The organism is Kitasatospora sp. NPDC059146, from assembly GCF_042786665.1.
Taxonomy (GTDB): domain Bacteria; phylum Actinomycetota; class Actinomycetes; order Streptomycetales; family Streptomycetaceae; genus Kitasatospora.
The window spans coordinates 52250-67727 of record NZ_JBHZCY010000038.1 but is presented as its reverse complement, the minus strand read 5'-3'; the positions used below and the strand labels follow the sequence as shown (position 1 = coordinate 67727).

13 protein-coding genes are annotated in these 15478 nt (G+C 74.8%); 4 read left to right on the top strand and 9 right to left on the bottom strand.

All coding sequences use genetic code 11. The features are described from left to right. Window positions 1-395 precede the first annotated feature (395 nt). Window positions 396-2027: an amidohydrolase family protein gene (locus tag ACFXPX_RS18670; protein WP_380642287.1), complete on the top strand. Its 1632-nt coding sequence runs from the start codon at window positions 396-398 to the stop codon at window positions 2025-2027. A 47-nt stretch (window positions 2028-2074) separates the two neighbouring features. On the opposite strand, the gene ACFXPX_RS18665 is transcribed toward ACFXPX_RS18670, so the two are convergent. The 4 genes from ACFXPX_RS18665 to ACFXPX_RS18650 all read right to left on the bottom strand — a co-directional run bounded on the left by ACFXPX_RS18665 (window position 2075) and on the right by ACFXPX_RS18650 (window position 6848). Next, a complete protein-coding gene (locus ACFXPX_RS18665) occupies window positions 2075-2233 on the bottom strand; it encodes a hypothetical protein (RefSeq protein ID WP_375884410.1) in 159 nt (52 codons plus the stop codon). Between the two features lie 81 nt (window positions 2234-2314). Next, window positions 2315-3244: a LysR family transcriptional regulator gene (locus ACFXPX_RS18660; protein ID WP_380522727.1), complete on the bottom strand. Its 930-nt coding sequence runs from the start codon at window positions 3242-3244 to the stop codon at window positions 2315-2317. A 49-nt stretch (window positions 3245-3293) separates the two neighbouring features. Further along, window positions 3294-4658 carry a diaminopimelate decarboxylase gene (lysA, locus tag ACFXPX_RS18655; RefSeq protein ID WP_380593678.1) on the bottom strand — a complete coding sequence of 455 codons (1365 nt, stop codon included), beginning with the start codon at window positions 4656-4658 and terminating at the stop codon, window positions 3294-3296. A 123-nt stretch (window positions 4659-4781) separates the two neighbouring features. Beyond that, window positions 4782-6848, bottom strand: a complete 2067-nt coding sequence (locus tag ACFXPX_RS18650; RefSeq protein WP_380642285.1) for an MDR family MFS transporter — start codon at window positions 6846-6848, stop codon at window positions 4782-4784. A 171-nt stretch (window positions 6849-7019) separates the two neighbouring features. Between ACFXPX_RS18650 and ACFXPX_RS18645 the strand changes: the two genes are divergently transcribed. Further along, window positions 7020-8597 carry an MFS transporter gene (locus tag ACFXPX_RS18645; RefSeq protein ID WP_375884420.1) on the top strand — a complete coding sequence of 526 codons (1578 nt, stop codon included), beginning with the start codon at window positions 7020-7022 and terminating at the stop codon, window positions 8595-8597. Here the strand turns inward: ACFXPX_RS18645 and ACFXPX_RS18640 are convergent. Continuing rightward, a complete protein-coding gene (locus ACFXPX_RS18640; RefSeq protein ID WP_380522723.1) occupies window positions 8560-9393 on the bottom strand; it encodes an ABC transporter permease in 834 nt (277 codons plus the stop codon). The two genes, ACFXPX_RS18645 and ACFXPX_RS18640, sit on opposite strands and share 38 nt — an antisense overlap. An 8-nt stretch (window positions 9394-9401) precedes the next feature. After that, window positions 9402-10313 (bottom strand): ABC transporter ATP-binding protein, encoded by a 912-nt coding sequence (locus tag ACFXPX_RS18635; RefSeq protein ID WP_380642283.1) that lies wholly within the window; start codon window positions 10311-10313, stop codon window positions 9402-9404. 125 nt (window positions 10314-10438) lie between these two features. Here ACFXPX_RS18635 and ACFXPX_RS18630 point away from each other — a divergent pair, with 125 nt between their 5' ends. Together ACFXPX_RS18630 and ACFXPX_RS18625 are read left to right on the top strand one after the other, a co-directional pair. Continuing rightward, window positions 10439-11635, top strand: coding sequence for a sensor histidine kinase (locus ACFXPX_RS18630; RefSeq protein ID WP_380642281.1), 1197 nt, complete (start codon window positions 10439-10441; stop codon window positions 11633-11635). Further along, on the top strand, window positions 11632-12294 hold the full coding sequence (locus ACFXPX_RS18625) for a response regulator (protein WP_380642279.1): 663 nt from the start codon (window positions 11632-11634) through the stop codon (window positions 12292-12294). The genes ACFXPX_RS18630 and ACFXPX_RS18625 overlap by 4 nt, the downstream gene beginning before the upstream one ends. A gap of 21 nt (window positions 12295-12315) precedes the next feature. Here the strand turns inward: ACFXPX_RS18625 and ACFXPX_RS18620 are convergent, their stop codons facing one another. From ACFXPX_RS18620 to ACFXPX_RS18610, 3 genes are all read right to left on the bottom strand, one after another. Then, entirely contained in the window at window positions 12316-13155 is an 840-nt protein-coding gene (locus ACFXPX_RS18620) for an SAM-dependent methyltransferase (RefSeq protein ID WP_375884430.1), read from the bottom strand. Between the two features lie 75 nt (window positions 13156-13230). Beyond that, on the bottom strand, window positions 13231-13983 hold the full coding sequence (locus ACFXPX_RS18615; protein ID WP_380522719.1) for a hypothetical protein: 753 nt from the start codon (window positions 13981-13983) through the stop codon (window positions 13231-13233). A 170-nt stretch (window positions 13984-14153) separates the two neighbouring features. Beyond that, window positions 14154-15473 carry a nitrate/sulfonate/bicarbonate ABC transporter ATP-binding protein gene (locus tag ACFXPX_RS18610; RefSeq protein WP_380642277.1) on the bottom strand — a complete coding sequence of 440 codons (1320 nt, stop codon included), beginning with the start codon at window positions 15471-15473 and terminating at the stop codon, window positions 14154-14156. Between the last annotated feature and the right edge of the window lie 5 nt (window positions 15474-15478).

The window sequence follows — 15478 nt, the reverse complement described above, 5'->3', positions numbered from 1 at the left end:
CCGACGCCGGGGCACGCGCCCCGCCGCGTTGTCGTCGGTCGCCAATGCGCTGCTTTGGGCTCCCTCCGCCGCCTTGCGATGCACGCACCCCACCGCCGCCCCGCCCGCCCTCCGGGCGGACGACGGGAGTTTGAAGACGGACCCTAGGGCGCCGTGGCGTGCCCCTGGCCCGCGCACTGCGCACTGCGCACGGTGCTGGACGCCACCAACGCCTCCCCGGCCCTCTGGCGGGGCGGCTGGAACGGGCAACGGGCCAGCGGTACGAAAGTGGTTGCTGAGGCGCGAATGGCTGCAGCATCTTCCGTTCGACCGGCCCGGCTGTCAGCATCGGCGCACACCGCCACCGCCACCGCTGCGGCCACCGCCACCGCTCGTGGGGCCCGAGGGAGTCGCCGATGCACCGCTGTGCCCCGTCCGGCCGGATCGACCTGCTGCTGCGCGGCGGCAGCCTGGTGGACGGCACCGGGGCTGCCGCCCGGCGGGCGGACGTGGCGGTCGTCGGCGACCGGGTGGCGGTGCTGGCGCCGGGGGCCGGGGCGGTGGACGCGGCCGAGGTGGTGGACGTCACCGGGCGGGTCGTCACCCCCGGCTTCATCGACGTCCACACCCACTCCGACGCCCTCACCGCCACCTTCGACGGCGCGGACCACGGCACCGAGGAGCTACGGCTGGCCCCGCTGCTCCAGGGCGTGACCACCGAGATCGCCGGGAACTGCGGCAGCAGCCTGTTCCCCGCGCTGCCCGCTCGGCTGCCCGCCCTCGCCGAGCACCTGCGGGTCACCTTCGGCCTCGGGCCGGTGCGCCCGGCCCGGGACTTCGCCGGTTTCGCCGCCGGGCAGCGGCCCGGCCTGCGGCGCACCCACCTGGCCTCGCTGGTCGGCCACGGGACCCTGCGGGCCGGGGTGATGGGCTTCGCGGACCGCCCGCCGACCCCCGGGGAACTGGCCGCGATGTGCGACCTGCTCGACCGCTCGCTCGGCCAGGGCGCCGCCGGGTTCTCCACCGGTCTGATCTACCCGCCCGGGGGCTACGCCGGCACCGAGGAGCTCGTCGCCCTGGCGTCGGTCGCCGCGCGCCACGGCAAGCCGTACGTGACCCACCTGCGGGACGAGATGTCCCAGGTGGAGAAGGCGCTGGAGGAGGCCCTGGAGATCGCCGCGCGCTCCGGCGCCGCGTTGCAGGTCTCCCACCACAAGACCGCCGGCCGGCACGCCTGGGGCGCCACCGTCCGGACCCTGGCCAGGCTGGCCCAGGCCCGCGCCGAGGGCGTGGACGTGCTCTGCGACGTCTACCCGTACACCGCGGGCAGCACCGTGCTGTCCGCGATGCTGCCGCCGTGGGTGAGCGAGGGCGGGCCCGCCGCCCTGCTGGCCCGGCTGGGCGGCCCCGAGGTGCGGGAGCGGATCCGGGCGGACCTCGTGCACGGGGTGGAGGGCTGGGAGAACACCGTCGGCAACGGCGGCTGGGACCTGATCTCGGTCGCCGCCGCCCCGGCCCGCCGCTCCGCCGAGGGCCGGCGGATCGCCGAGCTGGCGGCCGAGCGCGGCGCGGACCCGGTGGACTACGTCTGCGAACTGCTGCTGGAGGGGCGGGGCGAGGTGACCATCATCAGCCACTCGATGCGCGAGGACGACGTCCGCCGGGTGCTGGCCAGCCCGCTGTCGATGATCGGCTCGGACGGGGTGCCCAAACCCGGCCGCCCGCACCCGCGGTGGGCGGGCAGCTTCGCCCGGGTGCTCGGCCACTACGGGCGGAGCCAGGGGCTGCTGCCGCTGGAGCTCGCGGTCCACAAGATGACCGGACTGCCCGCCGCGCGCTTCCGCCTGGACGGGCGCGGGGTGCTGCGGGACGGCGCGGTGGCGGACCTGGTCGTGCTGGACCCGGCGGCCGTGCTGGACCGGGCGACCTTCGCACGGCCGCTGCTGCCGCCGGAGGGCGTGGAGACGGTGCTGGTGGCCGGGCGGGTCGCGGTGCGCGGGGGGCGGCCGACCGGGGCCCGGGCGGGTGAGGTGCTCCGGGTCCGCTGAGACGTCGTGGCCCGGCGAGCCCGCCCCGCCCGGGGGCCTGCCGTCGGTCAGTGGTGCTCGGAGCGCTCGGCGGTGTGGCCGCCGGCGGTGCTGGCGGGGGCCTCGGCGACGGTGGCGGCGCGGGGCGCGGACTGCTGGCCGTAGGCGGCCGCGAGGGACAGCAGGGCGGCGGCGGTGATCAGGAGGGCGGATATCCGGCGGGTCATCGGAGTCCAATCAGCTGAAATGGATGCTGGCGGCGCAAGCATGACACACCGGCAGCTCCCGGCGCAGGGCGCCGGAGGCGCTCAGCCCGCCCAGCGTCGTTCCAGCAGCGAACCGATCTCCGCTGCGGCGGCGTCGAGTTCGGCGAGGAAGGCGTGCAGCACCGGGTTGCGGTTGGTGGCCCGGGTGGCCACCCCGATCCGGCGGTGCAACCGGGGGTGGTCCAGTCGGCAGACGTGCACCCCGTCGGTGTCATCGGCCAGGCCGAGCGCGGGGATCAGCGCCACGCCCATCCCGGCCCGGGCGAGGTTGACGGTGACCTGGTAGTGGTCGCTGCGGCAGCGCACCCGGGGGCGGAACCCCTCGGCCGCGCAGGCGCGTTCGAGCACCGGCTCGCCGATGCCGCCGCCGTGGGTGCCGATCCAGCTCTCGTCCGCCAGCTCCGCCAGCCGCACCACCGGGCGCCGCCCCAGCCGGTGCCGGGGCGGCAGCACGACCAACTGCGGCTCGGCGAAGAACATCCGCACCCGCACCGCCGCCTCCCGGCACCACGGGTCCAGCGGGTGCTCGAAGACCACGGCCGCGTCCAGCCGGCCCGCCTCCAGGTCGGGCACCAGCTCGTGCGGCTGGCCCGTCACCAGCTCCAGCTCCACCCGCGGGTACCGGGCCGCGAAGCCGGACAGCGCCCGGGGCAGCAGGTCCAGCCCGGCCGAGACGAAGAAGCCGACCCGCAGCACCCCGGCCGTCGCCTCCGCGTGCGCCCGCAGGTCGTCCCGGGCGACGGCCATCAGGTCGGCGATCGCCTGGGCGTGCTCGGCCAGCCGGGCCCCCGCCGCCGTCAGCCGCAGCGACTGCGGCGCCCGCTCCACCAGCGCGACCCCCAGCTCCTGTTCCAGGCGCGCGAGTTGGTGCGAGACGGCGGACGGGCTGAGGTGCAGCGCCTGCGCCGCGGCCACGATGGTGCCGCGACGGGCGATCTCCAGCAGGACGAGCAGGCGGGCGCTGTTCAGCATCGGCCCAGACTAGGGTCCGTCTCCCGGGCCCTCCCCGGAACCCCGGGGCTCAGGCGCCCCGCTGGGCGTTCGCCGGTTCCGGGGCCGGCCGCGTGGTGCTGCCGTCGCCCGCGACGTCGAGGCGCAGCAGGTCGTACTCGGTCTCCCGGCGCACCACCAGCCGGGCCCGGCCGTCGCGGACGAAGACCACGGCGGGCCGCGGCAGTTTGTTGTAGTTGGAGGCCATCGCGTAGCCGTAGGCGCCGGTGACCGGGGTGGCGAGCAGGTCGCCGACCCGCAGGTCGGCCGGCAGGGCCGCGTCGTCGATGATCACGTCGCCGCTCTCGCAGTGCTTGCCGACCAGCCGGGCCCGGTACGGGCGGTGCGCCTCGGGGCAGCGCGGCAGGAAGGCCTCGTAGCCGGCGCCGTACAGCGCGGGCCGCAGGTTGTCGCTCATGCCGCCGTCCACGCTGACGTACGTCCGTACGTCCGGGATCCGCTTGACGGTGCCGACCCGGTACAGGGTCAGCCCGGCCCGGGCGGCTATCGAGCGGCCCGGCTCCACGCCGACCTCGCCCGTCCAGCCCGCGCCGCGCACCGCCGCGCGCACCCGCGCCGCCCAGACGGCGAAGGACGGGGCGCTCTGCCCGCCCACGTAGGCGACGCCGAGGCCGCCGCCCACGGTCAGTCCGGCGACCGCGCTGTCCACCGCGAAGCGGGCCACCGCGGCGGCCCCGTCGGCCAGTTCGGCCGGGTCGAGGACCTGGGAGCCGACGTGGGCGTGCACGCCCTCCAGCCGGACGGCGGAGGCGGCCGCGGCCCGGCGCACGGCGGCCGCGGCGGCGCCGTCGGCGAGGCCGAAGCCGAACTTGGAGTCGTGGCCGCCGGTGCGGATCGCCTCGTGGGCGCCGGCCGCGACGCCGGGCGCCACCCGCAGCCGGATCCGGGCGGGCGGCAGGCCCTCCACGTGGTGCAGCCGCTCGATCCGCTCCAGTTCGTCGAAGCTGTCCACCACGATGTGGTGCAGTCCGGCGGTCATCGCGGTGCGCAGCTCGCCGTCGTCCTTGTTGTTGCCGTGCAGGACGATGCGCTCCGGCTCCACCCCGGCGTACAGGGCGGTGCGCAGCTCGCCGCCGGAGGCGACGTCCAGCAGCAGGCCCTCGTCGGCGACCAGCCGGGCCATGGCCGTGCAGAGGAAGGCCTTGGAGGCGTAGGCCACGTTGCCCGGGCCGAAGGCGGCCACCGCCTCCCGGCAGCGGCTGCGCAGGTGCTCCTCGTCGTAGACGAAGAGCGGGGTGCCGTGCTGGCGGGCGATCTGCTCCAGCAGGACGCCTCCGACGGCCAGGCCCTCGGGCCGGACCTCGGCGGTGAGCGGCAGCAGGCCCGGCTCGACGGGGGAGTCGGCGGACGGCGGGGCGGGCGGCGCAGCGGACACGGTTCTTCCTCCCGGCAGGCTGATTCGCTGCTCATCCTCGGGCCTGGGGGAGGGGGCGAGAAAGCGCATTCTTCGCGCCCTGAGCCGTACCTTCCTCGATGCTCGCGGGGTGCCGGCGGGCCGTCAGACCTTGGCGCCGTTCTTGTGGCGGGCGGTGGCCGGGAGGCCGTTGGCGAGGTCCTCGGTGAGGAGGCGCCAGGCGATGGCGTCGGCGGCGGTGCGGAGCTGGGGGCTGCGGGGGCGGCCGGCGTCGGCGTCGAGGCGGGCGTTGAGCCAGCCGGACCAGGCGCGGGCGAGGGAGCGGACCTCCTGGGTGCCGGCCTCGGTGTGGGTGAGGCGGTCGCCGTCGCGGGTGAGGTAGCCCTCGGCGGCCATCCGGTCGAAGACCGGTTCGAGGACCTCGGGCGGCAGCTTCTTGCGGGTGGCGATGAGGTCGAGGGAGGCGTGGCCGAGGGCCTTGGTGTGGCCGGCCACCTCCATCAGGGCCCAGGCGCCGGCGAGGTCGACGCGGGTGTCGGCGTCGCCGACGATGGTCCGTACGGTGTCCAGGTCGATGTCGCGCACGATCTTGCAGACGGCGTACTCCAGGTGCGGGTCGGAGTCGCTGGTGGTGGGTTGGGCGAAGCCCTCGCCCATGTCGGTGGAGCCGGCCCGGGTGGTGTCGCGCAATGGCACCTGCTTGAGGAACAGCGCGACCACGAAGCCGACCACGGCCACCGGGATGGTCCACAGGTACACGGTGTGCAGGGCGTCCGAGTACGACTGGATGATCGGTGCGGCCTGTGCGGCGGGCAGTTTGTGCAGGCCTTGCGGGCTCTCCGCGGCGTGCACCAGGGCGGCCGGGTCGGCGCCGGTGAGCCGGGCGGAGGCGGCGACGCCCTTGGCGAGTTCGGTCTTGAGGCCGTTGGCGTAGATGGTGCCGAACACGGCGGTGCCGAAGGAGCTGCCGATGGTGCGGAAGAAGGTCACCCCGGAGGTGGCGGTGCCGAGGTCGGCGTAGTCGACGGTGTTCTGCACGGCGATGGTCAGCACCTGCATGCTCAGCCCGATGCCGACGCCGAGCACGAACATGTAGAGGGAGGCCAGTGCGGTGCCGGTGCCGGGTTCGAGCCGGGACAGCAGGTAGAGGCCGACGGCCATGACCAGGGTGCCGGCGATCGGGAACAGCCGGTACTTGCCGGTCTTGCTGACCACGTTGCCGCTGGCGATCGAGGCGATCAGCAGGCCGATCACCATCGGCAGCATCCGCACGCCGGAGACGGTCGCCGAGTCGCCGTCCACGTACTGGAGGAAGGTCGGCAGGAAGGTCAGCGCGCCGAGCATCGCGAAGCCGACGATGAAGCTGAGCACCGAGCAGACCGCGAACACCGGGTTGCGGAACAGCCGCATCGGCAGCATCGGTTCGGCGGCCCGGGTCTCCGTCCAGCAGAACAGTCCGAGTGCGACCGCGCCGCCGACGAACAGGGCGATGATCACCCCGGAGCCCCAGGCGTACTGGTTGCCGCCCCAACTGGTCGCCAGGATCAGGGCGCTGGCGCCGACCGAGACCAGGGCGATGCCCAGGTAGTCGATCACCGGCCGCACCGCCGAGCGCACCGAGGGGATGGTCCGGGCGGCCGCGATCACCACGACGACGGCGATCGGCACGTTCACGTAGAACGCCCAGCGCCAGGACAGGTGGTCGGTGAACAGCCCGCCCAGCAGCGGCCCGATGACGGTGGCCAGGCCGAACACCGCGCCGATCGCGCCCTGGTACTTGCCGCGCTCGCGCAGCGGGATGACGTCCGCGATCAGTGCCATGGCGGTGACCATCAGCCCGCCCGCGCCGATGCCCTGCACGGCCCGCCAGGCGATCAGCAGGGTCATGTTGGTGGACAGGCCGCACAGGAACGAGCCGCCGACGAAGACGATCGCCGAGACCTGGAAGATCAGCTTGCGCCCGTACAGGTCGCCGAACTTGCCCGCCAGCACGGTGGCCACCGTCTCGGCCAGCAGGTAGGAGGTGACCACCCAGGACATGTGGGCGGCGCCGCCGAGGTCCGAGACGATGGTGGGCAGCGCGGTGCCGACGATGGTCTGGTCGAGGGCGGCCAGCAGCATGCCGAGCACGATGGTGGCGAAGACGACGTTCCGCTGCCGTACGTCGAGCACCGGCGGGGCGGAGGGCTGGGTCTCGGTGGCGACAGTCATGCCGCCAGCCTCGGGCGGCTCGGGGCCGGTCGCGATCCGGTTCGTCCGTTCGGGTGAGCAACCCGCGCGCCCGGGGCCGGACGGGGTTCGGGTGGCGGCGGGGTCCGGTGCAGGTGAGGATGAGCCGGAGCAGAGCCGGCACCAGTCCCCGGACACCGGGAAGAGGCTCCCATGACCGCCCCACCCTCCCGCGACGCGGAGCCCCCGCGCCCGCAGCCGCCCGGCGCCTCCGCCGTCGGCGGGCGGGCGGAGGCGCGGCGCTGGCGGGCGCTGACGGTCTGCCTGGTCGCCGGGTTCATGACCCTGCTGGACGTCAGCATCGTGAACGTCGCCCTGCCCACCGTCCGGGCCGGACTGCACATGTCCGACAGCGGCCTGCAGTGGGTGCTCAGCGGCTACGCGCTGGCCTTCGGCCTGGTGCTCGTCCCCGCCGGGCGGCTCGGCGACGCCCGCAGTCGGCGGGCGGTCTTCCTCACCGGGCTCGCCCTGTTCACCGCGGCCAGCGCGCTGGCCGGCGCGGCCCAGGACCAGGAGTGGCTGGTGCTGGCCCGGCTGTTCCAGGGCGCGGCCGGCGGGGTCCTGGTGCCGCAGGTGTCCGGCTTCATCCAGACCCTGTTCCAGGGCGCCGAACGCGGCCGGGCCTTCGGCGCGCTGGGCGCGACGATCGGGCTGTCCACCGCCGTCGGACCGCTGCTGGGCGGGCTGTTGATCCACGCGTTCGGCCCGCAGGACGGCTGGCGCTGGGTGTTCCTGGTCAACCTGCCGATCGGCCTGGTCGCCCTGCCGGTCGCCTACCGGCTGCTGCCGCCGCCCCGCCCGGCCGGCGAGCGGGCCGGGCAGCGGGACTTCGACCCGGTCGGGGTGCTGCTGCTCGGCGCGGGGACGGTCGCCCTGCTGCTGCCCTTCGTCCAGGAGCAGCAGTGGCACAGCCCGGCCCGCTGGCTGCTGCTGCCGCTGGCGGCGGTGCTGCTGACGGCCTTCGTCGGCTGGGAGCGCCACTACGCGCGGGAGCGGCCGGACGGGCGGCGGCGCGAACCGCTGGTCAGCATGGCGCTGTTCGCGGTGCGGCCGTACGCGGCGGGGGTGCTGCTGTCGCTGGTGTACTTCGCCGGGTTCACCGCGATCTTCTTCATCTTCACGCTCTACCTCCAGGCCGGGCACCACTACTCGGCCCTGACGGCCGGTCTGGCGATCACCCCCTTCGCGGTCGGTTCGGGCGTGGCGGCCGCGGTGGGCGGGCGGCTGGTGAGCCGGTACGGACGCCGGCTGGTGGTGGCGGGGCTGCTGCTGGTGCTGGGCGGCCTGCTGGCCTCGGCCTTGGCGGTGCAGCTGTGGGACGGGCCGCTGGTGGGCTGGACGACGCTCGGCCCGCTGCTGGTGGCCGGTGCGGGGAGCGGCCTGGTGATCGCCCCGAACCAGACCCTCACCCTCCAGCACGTCCCGCTGACCCGGGCGGGCAGCGCCGGCGGTGTGCTGCAGACCGCCCAGCGGGTCGGCTCGGCGGTCGGCATCGCGGTCGTCGGCTCGGTCTTCTTCGCCCACGCCGGGGGACGCCGCCCGGACTGGGCGCTGGCCTTCCAACTGGGCGTCACGGTCGCGGCCGGGCTGGTCCTGGCGGCGCTGCTGGTCGCCCTCGCCGAGGAGTGGGCGGGCCGGCGGGAGAGCGCAGGGCCCGTCAGTGGTGACGGCTCCGCCAGTGGTCGCGGCCCCGTCAGTGGTCGCGGCGCCGGATCACCGCCACCGCGATGAGCACCGAGGCCAGCGCCCACACCGCGTAGCTGGTCCAGGAGCCGGCCACGGTGGCCGGGTAGTCGGTCGGGCGCATCCCGGCCAGGGTGGTGCGGGCGAGGCGCTGCCAGGCCGGGAAGGGCAGGGCGTGCAGGAGGTCGGCGCTCCACCGGTAGCGCTCGGTGACGACGGAGGGCAGGAAGAACAGCACCGCGATGGTGCCCACCGCCGCGCCCGCGCTGTGCCGGATCAGGGTGCCGAGGCAGAGCCCGACCAGTCCGCAGACCGGGGCGAACAGCGCGGCCGCCGCCACGTACCGGAAGGCGGTCGGGTCGCCGATCGACTGCCCGATGCCCCGGTCGGCCAGGATCGCCTGGGTGAGGGCGAAGGACAGACCCGCGGTGAGCACGCCGAAGCCGAGCAGAACGGCCGTCAGCACGCCCGCCTTGGCGAGCAGGACGGCCCGGCGGTCGGGGACGGCGGCCAGCGTGGTGCGGATCAGGCCGGTCGCGTACTCGCCCGCGATGACGATCGCGCCGAGGCCGCCGGCGAGCAGCATCACGACGTCGGCGGAGCCGGTGATGAAGGAGACGTTCAGGGCTTCCTGCTTCATCACCGCCGGGTCGCCGTCGCCGGGCGTGTAGTGGTCGTGGGTGTACTGGGCGGACTTGAGGTTGGCGGCGAGGATGAGCAGCGCGCCGACCGCGAGCACCCAGGGGATCGAGCGCAGTGACCAGAACTTGAGCCACTCGGCAGCGAGCAGGTCGCCGAAACGGGCGCGGCGTACGGGGGTCGAGGAGCGCAGGGGGGTGCTCATGGGGGCGTTCATCGGTTCTCTCCGGCGAGGTACTCGACGCTGTCGGCGGTCAGTTCCATGAAGGCCTCCTCCAGGGAGGCGCCGCGTTCGGTCAGGCCGTACAGCAGCAGGCCTTGCTCCAGGGCGAGTTCACCGATCCGTTCGACGCCCAGCCCGGTCACGTCGAGGCTGCCGTCCGGCTCGGGGCGGACGGTGGCGCCGGCGGCCCGCAGCACGGCCGCCAGCCGCTCGGGTTCCGCGGCGCGGACACGGACGGTGGCGCGGCCGGCCCGGGCGGCGAACGCGCCGAGGCTCTCGTCGGCGATCAGCCGGCCGCGGCCGATCACCACCAGCCGGTCGGCGGTGTGCTCCATCTCGGCCATCATGTGGCTGGAGACGAAGACGGTGCGGCCCTCGTCCGCGAGGCGGCGGAACAGGCCGCGCACCCAGAGCACGCCCTCGGGGTCGAGGCCGTTCAGCGGCTCGTCGAAGAGCAGTACGGGCGGGTCGCCGAGCAGGGCCCCGGCGATGCCCAGGCGCTGCTTCATGCCCAGTGAGTAGCCGCCGATCCGGCGTCCGGCGGCGTCGGTGAGGCCGACCTCGGCGAGCACCTCGTCCACCCGGCGGCGCGGGATCGCGTTGCTGCGGGCGAGGGCCCGCAGGTGGGCGCCGCCGGTGCGGCCGCCGTGCACGTCCCCGGCGTCGAGCAGGGCGCCGACCTCGCGCAGGCCGCGCGGCAGGCCGCGGAAGTCCCGGCCGCCCACGGTGGCGGTGCCGGAGGTGGGGGCGTTCAGGCCCAGCACCATCCGCAGGGTGGTGGACTTGCCGGCGCCGTTGGGGCCGAGGAAGCCGGTGACGTGGCCGGGGCACACGGTGAAGGTCAACTGGTCGACGGCCGTGCGGCGGCCGTAGCGCTTGGTCAGCTCGGTGACTTCGATCATGGCCACCACGATGCCGGGGGAGCCCCCGCGGCCGCATCGGACCGGCGTCGACACCGCAGGTCGGCCCCGGTCGTACAACCAGGGCTGGATGACGGCGCCCGCACCCGTCGTTACGATCTTGGACCATGCCCACCACACCGACGCCCCCGCTGCTGCGGCGCGTCCCGCCCGAGGCCTGGGTCGCCCTCGCCTGGTGCGTGGCCGCCGCCTACCCCGCCGTGCTGCTCGGCGGCACCGCCCGGCTGCATCGGGGCGCCGCCCTGCACGGCGGCCTGGCCTTCACCCTGGGCGACACGGCGGTGGCCTTCCTCGGCGCGGCGCTGGTGCGTCGGCTGCCGGTGCTCTCGGTCGCCCTGCTGCTGTTCGCCACCTGGATGGAGACCGACGGCTTCTCGGCCCAGGTCCAGGTCTCCCCGGCCGCACTGCTGGCGGTGTACGTCGCACTGTTCCTGATCACCGCCCGCTGCCCGCGCCGCAGTTCGCGCGCCGCCTTCGCACTGGCGGCGGTCTTCCTGGTGCTGCACATGGGCCTGGTCCACGGCAACACCGTCGGCATCTTCACCGGCACCCACATCGGCGAGGCGGACGGCGCCGCGCTGCTCGCCCTGGTCGCCTGGCTGGCCGGGCGCTCGGTGCGGCAGAACCGGGAGCACGCCGAGACCCTGAGCAGCCGGGTGGCCGCCGAGGCGGTGACCGCCGAACGGCTGCGGATCGCCCGGGAGATGCACGACACCGTCGCGCACAGCATGGGCATCGTGGCCCTCCAGGCCGGTGCGGCCCGCCGGGTGATCGACCGCCGGCCGGAGCGGGCCAAGCAGGCCCTGGGCGAGATCGAGGCGGCCGGCCGGGAGACCCTCGCCGCGCTGCGCCGGATGCTGGTCGCGCTGCGCCAGGCCGACGGCGAGGTGTCCGACACCGTCCCGGCGGGCCTGGCCGACCTCGACCGGCTGGCCGCGGCCACCACCGCGGCCGGGGTGCGGGTGGAGGTGCGGCGCACGGGCGAACCGGGGCCGCTGCCACCGGAGATCGACCTCTCGGCGTTCCGGATCATCCAGGAGTCGGTGACCAACGTGGTGCGGCACGCGCGGGCCGCCGAGTGCCTGGTGACCGTCGACCGCAGCCGGGCCGAGGAGCTCCGGGTGGAGGTCACCGACCGGGGCCGGGGCCACGGCGACGCGCCCGGCAGCGGCTTCGGCCTGGCCGGGCTGCGCGAGCGGGTCGCCCTGCTGCACGGCGAGTTCGAGGCCGGGCCGCGCCCGGACGGCGGCTTCCGGGTCGCCGCCCGGCTGCCGGTCCCGCTCCCCGAGGGGGTGACCGCGTGATCCGGGTGGTGCTGGCCGACGACCAGCCCCTGGTGCGGGCCGCGTTGGAGATGGTGATCACCGAGACGACGGACGTCGAGGTGGTCGGCGAGGCGGGCGACGGCGCCGAGGCCGTCCGGCTGGCCGCCGAACTGCGGCCGGACGTCGTGGTGATGGACATCCGCATGCCGGGCACCGACGGCATCGAGGCGACCCGGCGGGTGACCGCGGCGGGCGGGCCGACGAAGGTGGTCGTGCTCACCACCTTCGACGAGGACGAGCACGTGTACGCGGCGCTGCGCGCCGGGGCCTCCGGCTTCCTGGTCAAGGACATGGCGCTGGACGACATCCTCGCCGCGGTGCGGGTGGTGGCCGCGGGGGAGGCGCTGATCGCCCCGAGCGTCACCCGGCGGCTGATCGGGGCGTTCGCGGCCCAGCAGCCGAAGCCCGCACCGGCCGCCGCCGCGCGGCGGCTGGAGGCGATCACCGAGCGGGAGCGGGATATCCTCACCCTGGTCGGCCGGGGCCTGTCCAACACCGAGATCGCCGCCGAACTGGTGCTCAGCATCGCCACGGTGAAGACCTACATGACCCGGCTGCTCGCCAAGCTGGACGCCCGCGACCGGGTCCACCTGGTCATCCTGGCCTACGAGGCGGGCCTGGTCACCGTCCCCGGCTGACCGGACCCGCCCTTCCGGGGCTCAGTCCTTGACCGCCACGCCCGCGTACATCGCGATGTCCCGGTCGCGGACCGCCGGGGCGTGCGGGTCCGGCCGCCAGTGGTGGACCAGGGTGACGCCCGGGTCGAGCAGCCGGTAGCCGTCGAAGAAGGCCTCGGTCTCGGCCCGGTCGCGGATCTGCAGCGGGATGCCCCGGGCGTTGTACTCCCGGCCGACCCCGCCCACCCCGACCGGGTCGGTGTCGCCGGTGAACACGGTGAGGGCGAGGAAGCTGCCGGGCGCCAGCGCGTCCATGAACCGGCGGACGATGCCCTGCGGGTCGTCCTCGTCCAGCACGAAGTGGACGATGGCGATCAGCGAGAGCGCCACCGGCTGCGAGAGGTCGAGCACCTCGCGCAGCCGGGGGTCCTCGATGATCGACTCCGGGTTCCGGAAGTCGGCGTCCACGTAACAGGTGCGCCCCTGGGGCGTGCTGTCCATCAGGGCGCGCGCGTGGGTCAGCACGATCGGGTCGTTGTCGACGTAGCCGACCCGGGCCTCGGGGGCGATCGCCTGGGCGATCTCGTGCACGTTGGGCGAGGTGGGGATGCCGGTGCCGATGTCCAGGAACTGCCGCACCCCGTACTGCTCGGTGAGGTGGCGCACCGAGCGCTGCATGAAGGCGCGGGTGGTCCGCATGGACGTCGGCAGCGCCGGCCAGGCCTGGACGGAGGCGTGCGCGGCGGCCCGGTCCGCCTCGAAGTTGGTCTTCCCGCCGATGAGGTAGTCGTAGACCCGCGCGGAGTGCGGCACGTCCATCCGCAGGTCGATCGAGGGGTAGTGCTCGTCCGTCACGCTCTCGCTCCCCGTTGCTTCGGGCATCCGTCACCGGGCGCCAGGGCGGCCGGTCTTGGTGCGCATGGTAACGGTTCGCCGGTGTGACGGTATGACGAGGGCTCAGGCCAGGGGCGCCTCCGGACTGCGCGCCTCCAGCCCCACCGCCTGCCGGGGCAGCGCCCCCGCCCGGCCGTCCCGCCCGGCCGCCAGCTCCACCGCCGCACCGATCCAGGCCGCACCGAACGCCCAGGTCGCCACCCACTCGCACAGGTAGACCGGCCGCACCGCCCAGTCGGAGCCGAACCCGGACAGCCCCGTCACCACCGCCGCCAGCAGGGCGACCAGGATCAGCACCCCCGCCGCCAGGTACGCCGTCGCCACCCGGGCGGGCTGCGCCGAGCGCGGATTGCGGAAGGAGTACAGGCAGAACAGCGCCAGCATCACGAACAGCAGCCCGGCGAAGGCCAGATGGAACACCCCGACCGTGCGCTGCAACCCGGTCGGGTCCGACGGCGCGGTCGGACACAGCGCGACGCCGAGCGCGAACACCCCGGCGGCCGTGCTCCACCGGTCGTCCCGCCGGTCCAGCCGGTAGCAGATCAGGAACACCCCGAGCGCGCACAGGGCGCCCACGAAGACGTTCCGGGTGCCGCCGTAGTACGCGGCGCTCATCGACGCGGGCCAGAAGCCGTCCGTGGCCCGCCCGGTGAGCTCGTCCGCCAGCCAGTTGCCCAGGGGCAGGGCCGGTGGCAGCAGCACGCCGATCGCGCCGACGCCGAAGCGCAGGAAGGTGATGGTCCGTTCGTCCTGGACGGTCTGTTGTCGGGACTCGGGGGATGCGACGGTGTTCGCGGCACTCCGGTCGTCGGTCACGGATGCCTCCTCGCTGGTGAGCGCGATGGTTGGCCGTCAACTGGTGTACCCGCAACCGGAGATCGACCCACCACCGAATCGGGTGGTTTGGCGGTTCTCCACCACGTGGCGTCAGTCCACCAGGAGGCCTCGGCCGAAAGCGCCGCCTCGGCCGACAGCGCCGCCTCGGTCTACAGCGCCGCCTCGGCGCCGGGTTCGAGGCGGAACTCGGCGTCGTCCGCGTCGTAGTCGTAGAGCTCGCCGTAGCGGCCCCAGTCGATGGCGGTCTCCAACTGGCGCCGGGCGTCCGCGGTGTCGTAGCCGGACCGCAGCAGGTCGAGGAAGAGGTCCTCGCGGAGCTTGTGGTCCCGGGTGGCGGCCAGGGACTGGACGACGGCCCGCACCAGCGGGGCCCGGCGGGCGGCCTGGCGGGCGAACAGCTGCTTCCTGGTGAGGATGTCGGCGGCGGCGAACTCGCGGCCGGCGGCCGTGATGGCGAAGCGGCCGTCGGTGGTGCCGGCGAGGTCGAGCAGGACGGCGGCGTCGACCAGCGGGAGCAGGTCGTCGACCTCGAAGTTGAGCTCGTCGGCGATCTCGGCCAGGCCCTCCTCACCGCCCATGGCCAGCAGGATCTCCAGCAGGCCGGCCAGCCCGCCGACGGTGGCGGGCGGCAGCGGGGTGGTGATCGGGGTGACGGCCGGTCGGGCGGCGGGTTCGGTGGCGGGCTGCTCCTCGCGGCCGGTGAGGATGCCGTAGACGGTGTCGACCAGGGCCTCGAACTGGGGGGTGCGGCGGTCGCGCGGGCGGGGCAGGTCGACGGTCAGCTCGGAGCGGATCCGGCCGGGGTTGGAGGACAGCACGAGGATCCGGTCGGCCAGCAGCACCGCCTCCTCGATGTTGTGGGTGACGATCAGGATGGACTTGACCGGGGCCCCGCGGCCCTCCCACAGGCCGACCAGTTCGTTGCGCAGGTTCTCGGCGGTCAGCACGTCCAGGGCGGAGAACGGCTCGTCCATGAACAGCGCGTCCGGTTCGACCACCAGGGCCCGGGCGAAGCCGACCCGCTGGCGCATCCCGCCGGACAGCTCCTTGGGGTAGGCGCCCTCGAAGCCGTCCAGGCCGATCAGGTCGATCGCCCGCAGCGCCCGCTCGCGCCGTTCCTCCTCGCCCACCCCGCGTGCCTGGAGGCTGAGTTCGACGTTCTGCTGGACGGTCAGCCAGGGCAGCAGGGCGAAGGACTGGAACACCATGGCCACCCCCGGGCTGGCGGCCCGCAGCGGGGTGCCCCGGTAGGTGACCGTCCCGGAGGAGGGCGCGATCAGCCCCGCCAGGCAGCGCAGCAGGGTCGACTTGCCGGAGCCGGACTTGCCGAGCAGGGCGACGATCTCGCCCTCGGCCAGGTGCAGGCCGATGTCGTCCAGCACCGGCAGGGCCCGTCCGTCCGGGGTGGTGAAGGTCTTGGTGACGGCGGAGGCCTCGACGATCGTGGCGCGGGCGGGGGCGGCGGTCATCGTGC

What these genes read in the sequence shown, in the direction of transcription:
- ACFXPX_RS18670 (WP_380642287.1), top strand. Translation starts at nt 396, where the DNA reads ATGCACCGCTGTGCCCCGTCCGGCCGGATCGACCTGCTGCTGCGCGGC.
- ACFXPX_RS18665 (WP_375884410.1), bottom strand. Translation starts at nt 2,233, where the DNA reads ATGACCCGCCGGATATCCGCCCTCCTGATCACCGCCGCCGCCCTGCTG.
- ACFXPX_RS18660 (WP_380522727.1), bottom strand. Translation starts at nt 3,244, where the DNA reads ATGCTGAACAGCGCCCGCCTGCTCGTCCTGCTGGAGATCGCCCGTCGC.
- ACFXPX_RS18650 (WP_380642285.1), bottom strand. Translation starts at nt 6,848, where the DNA reads ATGACTGTCGCCACCGAGACCCAGCCCTCCGCCCCGCCGGTGCTCGAC.
- ACFXPX_RS18645 (WP_375884420.1), top strand. Translation starts at nt 7,020, where the DNA reads ATGACCGCCCCACCCTCCCGCGACGCGGAGCCCCCGCGCCCGCAGCCG.
- ACFXPX_RS18640 (WP_380522723.1), bottom strand. Translation starts at nt 9,393, where the DNA reads ATGAGCACCCCCCTGCGCTCCTCGACCCCCGTACGCCGCGCCCGTTTC.
- ACFXPX_RS18635 (WP_380642283.1), bottom strand. Translation starts at nt 10,313, where the DNA reads ATGATCGAAGTCACCGAGCTGACCAAGCGCTACGGCCGCCGCACGGCC.
- ACFXPX_RS18630 (WP_380642281.1), top strand. Translation starts at nt 10,439, where the DNA reads ATGCCCACCACACCGACGCCCCCGCTGCTGCGGCGCGTCCCGCCCGAG.
- ACFXPX_RS18620 (WP_375884430.1), bottom strand. Translation starts at nt 13,155, where the DNA reads ATGCCCGAAGCAACGGGGAGCGAGAGCGTGACGGACGAGCACTACCCC.
- ACFXPX_RS18610 (WP_380642277.1), bottom strand. Translation starts at nt 15,473, where the DNA reads ATGACCGCCGCCCCCGCCCGCGCCACGATCGTCGAGGCCTCCGCCGTC.